Source organism: Streptococcus mitis (genome assembly GCF_001579035.1).
In the GTDB taxonomy this organism is placed as follows: Bacteria; Bacillota; Bacilli; order Lactobacillales; family Streptococcaceae; genus Streptococcus; species Streptococcus mitis_J.
On the sequence record NZ_KQ970290.1, the window covers coordinates 77,911 to 84,172 of the forward strand.

Annotated in this window: 4 protein-coding genes and 1 pseudogene; 2 read left to right on the forward strand and 3 right to left on the reverse strand. The window is 41.6% G+C overall.

The window, feature by feature from the left end:
• A partial coding sequence (gene dexB, locus SMIDD26_RS08555) for a glucan 1,6-alpha-glucosidase DexB (RefSeq protein ID WP_061439831.1) occupies positions 1 to 1,201 on the reverse strand: 1,201 nt, incomplete at its 3' end.
• Between the two features lie 150 nt (positions 1,202 to 1,351).
• On the opposite strand from dexB, the pseudogene SMIDD26_RS08560 reads away from it, so the two are divergent.
• Both SMIDD26_RS08560 and SMIDD26_RS08565 read left to right on the forward strand, forming a co-directional pair.
• Positions 1,352 to 2,835, forward strand: a pseudogene (locus tag SMIDD26_RS08560) (DUF1846 domain-containing protein).
• Between the two features lie 94 nt (positions 2,836 to 2,929).
• Entirely contained in the window at positions 2,930 to 3,412 is a 483-nt protein-coding gene (locus tag SMIDD26_RS08565) for an S-ribosylhomocysteine lyase (protein WP_000032557.1), read from the forward strand.
• Between the two features lie 61 nt (positions 3,413 to 3,473).
• On the opposite strand, the gene SMIDD26_RS08570 is transcribed toward SMIDD26_RS08565, so the two are convergent.
• Both SMIDD26_RS08570 and SMIDD26_RS12330 read right to left on the reverse strand, forming a co-directional pair.
• Complete coding sequence (locus SMIDD26_RS08570; protein ID WP_061439832.1) at positions 3,474 to 5,576, reverse strand: AAA family ATPase; 2,103 nt, start codon at positions 5,574 to 5,576, stop codon at positions 3,474 to 3,476.
• A 359-nt stretch (positions 5,577 to 5,935) separates the two neighbouring features.
• Positions 5,936 to 6,073 carry a hypothetical protein gene (locus tag SMIDD26_RS12330; protein WP_167747505.1) on the reverse strand — a complete coding sequence of 46 codons (138 nt, stop codon included), beginning with the start codon at positions 6,071 to 6,073 and terminating at the stop codon, positions 5,936 to 5,938.
• Positions 6,074 to 6,262 lie beyond the last annotated feature (189 nt).

The following is a 6,262-nucleotide window of genomic DNA, read 5'->3' on the forward strand; positions in this document are numbered from 1 at the left end:
CATTGTCACGTCCAATGACACGGATACTGTCCATAATTTCTTCCAGCGGAACACCTTTTTCAAGAGCCTCACGCGCATAGTTAAGAGATTCAATATCTTCTACTTGGTCCAGCGTTTCAAACGGATAGTTGGTCATCCCAATCTCCTCACCTTGGTAGATATAAGGAGTTCCTCTCATAAGATGAAGCAAGATTGCAAAGGCTTTGGCAGATTTTTCGCGGTATTCTTGGTCATTTCCCCAGATTGAGACGATACGAGGGAGGTCATGATTGTTCCAGAAGAGGGAATTCCAACCGTCCTCAACTCCTAACTCTGTCTGCCATTTGTTGAAGATTTCTTTTAACTTAGCGATATTCAGCTCTTTTTGATAGTGCCATTTAGGCTGACCTTCCTGATACTGAAGACCGATGTGTTCGAACTGGAAGACCATAGACAATTCTTGCCCCTTTGGATCCGAGTAGAGCTTGGCAATCTCTGGCGTTGCCCCCCAGGTCTCCCCTACCGTCAAGAGATTCTTATCTCCAAAGGTCGCTTGATTCATCTCCTTGAGATAGGGATGGAGCATAGGACCATTATTGACTACCTTCTCATCAGGAATTTTGCCAATCATGTCAATAACATCCATGCGGAAACCACCAATGCCTTTATCAATCCAGAAGTTCATCATCTCATAAATTTTCTGACGAAGTTTTTCATTTTCCCAGTTGAGATCGGGCTGTTTTTTACTGAAAAAGTGGAGATAGTATTGATCTGACTTTTCATCGTATTCCCAAGCAGATCCGCTAAAAATAGAATCTAGGTCGTTGGGTTCATCGCGCCAGATATAGTAGTCTCGCTCAGGGCTGTCAGGATTTTCACAGGCCTCGACAAACCAAGCATGTTCATCTGAGGTATGATTGACCACCAAGTCCATGATGATACGAATATCACGCTTCTTAGCTTCCGCAATTAGTTGGTCCATGTCCTCCATGGTTCCGAAAATAGCTGCAATCGCTTGATAATCAGCAATATCATATCCATTATCATCCATAGGACTATCATAAACGGGAGAAAGCCAAATAGCTGTAATTCCTAACTTGGCTAGATAGTCTAACTTACTGGTAATACCTGGCAAATCACCAATTCCATCTCCGTTGCTATCCATAAAGCTCTTAGGATAGACTTGATAGACTACGGCATTGTGCCACCATTTTTCTTGCATCTTCTTACCTCATTATTTTCATAATCTACAGTCTATGATAGCGCTTTTCATAGTTTTATGCAAGCGTTTGCCCAATCTTTTTACTTCCTTTTTAACTCCATAGTTTCCTAACTTCCAATTTTTTATTATAATAGAGGTCAGAGGTAAAAAATGAAAAAACAAGCTTTTAGTTCTGAACAATATTTGAATCTACAGCGCGACCACATTTTAGAGCGCATTAACCAATTTGACGGCAAGCTCTACTTGGAGTTTGGTGGCAAAATGCTAGAAGATTTCCACGCTGCTCGTGTGCTTCCTGGCTATGAGCCTGACAACAAAATCAAGCTCTTACAAGAATTGAAAGAGCAAGTTGAAGTTGTAATTGCCATTAATGCTAGCAACATCGAACATTCCAAAGCACGTGGTGACTTGGGCATTTCTTATGACCAAGAAGTTCTTCGTTTGATTGACAAATTCAATGAATTAGGAATTTTTGTTGGCTCCGTTGTCATCACACAGTACGCTGGTCAACCTGCTGCAGATGCCTTCCGCAATCAGCTTGAGAAAAATGGAATTGATTCTTATCTTCATTATCCAATCAAAGGATATCCGACGGATATGGACCACATTATTTCTCCTGAAGGTATGGGGAAAAAATGACTACATCAAAACCAGTCGTAACTTGATTGTCGTAACCGCTCCTGGACCTGGTTCTGGAAAATTGGCAACCTGTATGTCCAATATGTACCACGACCAAATCAATGGCATCAAGTCTGGCTACGCTAAATTTGAAACCTTCCCAGTTTGGAATCTTCCCCTTCATCACCCAGTCAATTTGGCCTACGAGGCTGCCACAGCTGATCTTGACGATGTCAACATGATTGACCCCTTCCATCTCCAAACCTATGGAGAAACCACTGTCAACTACAACCGTGATATCGAAATCTTCCCAGTGCTCAAACGTATGTTGGAACGCATCCTTGGTGAATCTCCATACGCTTCACCAACAGATATGGGAGTCAACATGGTTGGTTTTGCTATTACTGATGACGAGGCTGCTATCGAAGCCTCTAAACAAGAAATCATCCGTCGCTACTATCAGACTGTTCTTGATTTCAAAGCCGAAAAAGTGGGCGAATCTGCTGTCAAGAAAATTGAGTTGCTCATGAACGACCTCGGCATCACACCTGCAGACCGTAAGGTTGCTGTCGTTGCACGTCAAAAAGCAGAAGAAACTGGTGGACCAGCCCTAGCCCTTGAATTGCCAAATGGGGAAATCGTCACAGGTAAGAACTCCGAACTCTTTGGCCCTACAGCAGCTGCTCTTATCAACGCCATCAAGAAATCAGCTAACATTGCCAAGGAAGTAAAACTCATCGAGCCTGAAGTCGTTAAGCCAATCCAAGGTCTTAAAATCGATCATCTCGGTAGCCGCAATCCACGCCTTCATTCAAATGAAATCCTGATTGCACTTGCTATCACAGCTACAGAAAATCCTGATGCTGCTCGTGCTATGGAAGAACTTGGTAACCTCAAAGGAAGTGAAGCTCACTCAACCATCATCTTGACCGATGAAGACAAGAATGTCCTGTAAACTGGGTATCAACGTAACCTTTGACCCATACTACCAATACGACCGCTTGTATCGTAAATAAAGATTTCAACCTCTCCACACTCGGAGAGGTTTTCTCTCTGTCTCAGGAGCCGGCTTTATGGTATAATGAAAGAAGAAAACTGAAAGGATTTACCATGTCAAAAGAAGTTATTGTTGAAAGTTTTGAACTTGACCACACCATTGTTAAAGCACCCTATGTTCGCTTGATTGGGGAAGAAACAGGGCCAAAGGGAGATGTTATCTCCAATTTTGATATTCGCTTGGTACAACCAAACGAAGACTCAATCCCTACCGCTGGCCTTCACACTATCGAACACCTCTTAGCCAAACTCATCCGTACCCGCATTGACGGTATGATTGACTGTTCACCATTTGGCTGCCGTACTGGTTTCCACATGATTATGTGGGGGCGTCATACCAGTGCTGAAATTGCGGCTGTTATCAAGGATTCGCTCAAAGAAATCGCTGAGACTACTACTTGGGAAGATGTCCCTGGAACAACCATCGAATCTTGCGGTAACTATAAGGATCACAGCCTCTTTTCTGCTAAAGAATGGGCAAAACTTATTCTAGAACAAGGGATTTCAGATGATGCCTTTGAGCGTCATGTGATCTAAACGTAAAAAGGAACCAGTTTTTTTCAGCTGGCTCCTTCTTTTTTATTCTCAAAATTTTGTCTTAGGCTTTTTCACGAATGACCAAAACACCATCTTCCATGTCAGCTTCTAGGTGTTTAGCATCAAGGTTATCCAAGTGGAAGTCTGTGACTTTGTCACGGATTTGTTGTTCAACCACACGACGGAGTGGACGAACACCCATGACTTCATCGTAGCCTTCCTCAGTCATGTATTCTTTAGCAGCTTCGCTCACTGCCAAGTCAATGTCTTTCTTAGAAAGCGTCTTGTTAACTTCAACCAACATAAGGTCTACAATCTTAGAAAGATCTTCTTTGCTCAAGTGTGAGAATTCGATGACAGCATTGAAACGGTTAAGGAATTCTGGACGGAAGTAAGGTTTCAAACGATCAATCAATTCTGGTTTATCAGCATCTTCTGTCAAGTTAGCTTCGTAACCAAAGCCTGCGTTTGAAGTTGCGATAATCACCGTATTCTTGAAGTTGACAGTGTTACCTTGACCATCTGTCAAACGACCATCATCCAAAACTTGAAGGAGAAGGGTGATGACTTGAGGGTCAGCCTTTTCAATTTCGTCGAGAAGGACGATTGAGTATGGATTGCGACGGACGCGTTCTGTCAAGGTATTGTTGTTGTCATCGTAACCAACATAACCTGCAGTTGTACCAATCAATTTAGATACGGCTGTGCGGTCGCTGTATTCAGACATATCCAAACGGATGATCGCATCCTTGGTTCCAAACATATCAAGCGCCAATTGTTTAGCCAACTCAGTCTTACCAACACCAGTAGGACCTACAAAGAGGAAGCTACCGATTGGACGGTTACCTTCATCAAAACCAGCACGGTTACGACGGATAGCTTTTGCTACTGCTTCAACGGCCTTATCTTGACCAATAACTTTCGTCTGCAAACGATGACCCATATCTTTCAAACGTTCGATGTCCGTAGCCCCCATTTGAGATACTGGAATACCGGTCATTCGTTCTACAGATTCAGCCACATCGTTGACACTTGCAGTCACTTTCATATCTTCTGTGTGGTTTTCGATTTTCTTTTCCAATTCTGCGATGCGTGTTTTATAGTTTAGAGCTGCTTCAAAATCTTCTGACTCAACAGCTTTTTCTTGCTTGTCTTTTTCTACCTCAATTTCACGTTCAACAGCATGCACATCTGTTACAGGATGCTGAGCTGCCAAGTGAGCCGCCGTAACATCGACAAGGTCGATAGCCTTATCTGGCAAGCTACGTTGTGGAATATATTGAACAGAGTAATCAACGGCAGCTTTTAAGACTTCGTCTGGCAAAATGACATTGTGGTGTTGTTGATAGAGGTCACGAATTCCTTGAAGGATTTTAAAAGTATCCTCTGCTGAAGGAGCATTGACCTTGACTTCGTTGAAACGACGAGCAAGGGCTGCATTTTTCAAGATAGTATTACGGTATTCATCTTGAGTAGTTGCACCAATCACTGTCAATTCTCCACGTGAAAGAGCTGGTTTCAAGATATCAGCAAGACCTTTAGACCCTTGACCATCACCTGTGCTACCAGCACCAAGAATTTGGTGAATTTCATCAAAGAAGAGAATGATATTTCCCGCTTCTTTTACTTCATTGACTAAGTTTTGAACGTTTTCTTCAAAGCTACCACGGTATTGAGTCCCAGCCTCAAGACCTGAGATGTCAATTGAAATAATTTCCTTATTCTTAATAGCGGCTGGGACATCTCCGTTCACAATCGCTTGTGCTAGGCCTTCGACAACTGCTGTCTTACCAACACCTGCATCTCCGACCAAAACAGGATTATTCTTGGTACGGCGTGAAAGAATTTCAGACGCTTCTTGAATTTCCTTGTTTCGTCCGATAACAGGATCCAACTTGCCCTCACGCGCTTCTGCAGTCAAGTTTCGACCTAGTTTAGCAAGGACACCGTCTTGTTTCATACCTTTACCTTGAACGTACTGAGCTTGCTCACTTCCTTCGCTTGGAAGTTGACCAGTTTGACGGTAAATAGCGAATTCTTCAGGCGTTACTTCACGGCCGTTAATCAAGTAACGACGATTTTCTGAACTATATCCACGCATACCACCCATCAATTGGTTAAATAAATCATCCATGTTGTTAAAATTATTAAAGTTGTTGTTCATATTCTTTACCTCTTTTTGTTTTACTTCGTTATTATTACTGATATTGACTATCTTTGACCTTTGTTTCAAAAAATTTAGACTAGCTATTTACTACTCTACGTATAATTTCAGGTTTTTCTTTATCCAATACAGGTTTTTCGATTGGACTTCTAAAAATACTAATGTTAACCATAGGTTGTACCTCTTTTCTAGGTTTTACCCATACTTTGATCTTAAGATAGTATATACAATCACCTTAAAATCAAGGTTTTCTAAGGACTTTCATTATCCTTATGTTCTTAGTATATCACTTTGGTCACTTTTAGTCAAGAAATTTGACTTTAATTGACCAATATTTTTTATACTCTTCGAAAATCTCTTCAAATCACGTCAGTTCTATCTGTGACCTCAAAACAGTGTTTTGAGCTGACTTCGTCAGTCTTATCCACAACCTCTAAGCTGTGCTTTGAGCATCCTGCGGTTAGTTTCCTAGTTTGCTCTTGATTTTCATTGAGCATAAGTGTTCTAGTAAGGCTTTCATTTACCTTACGTTCATAATATACTACATTAGTCAGAAAAGGTCAAGATATTTGACTTTAATTGACCAATATTTTTTAGAATGCAAAAACACCCTGAAACATCAGGGTGCCATTCTTACATCAAATATAAAATTGCTAGGGTCAGGAGACTTGCTAGGAGTCCCACTC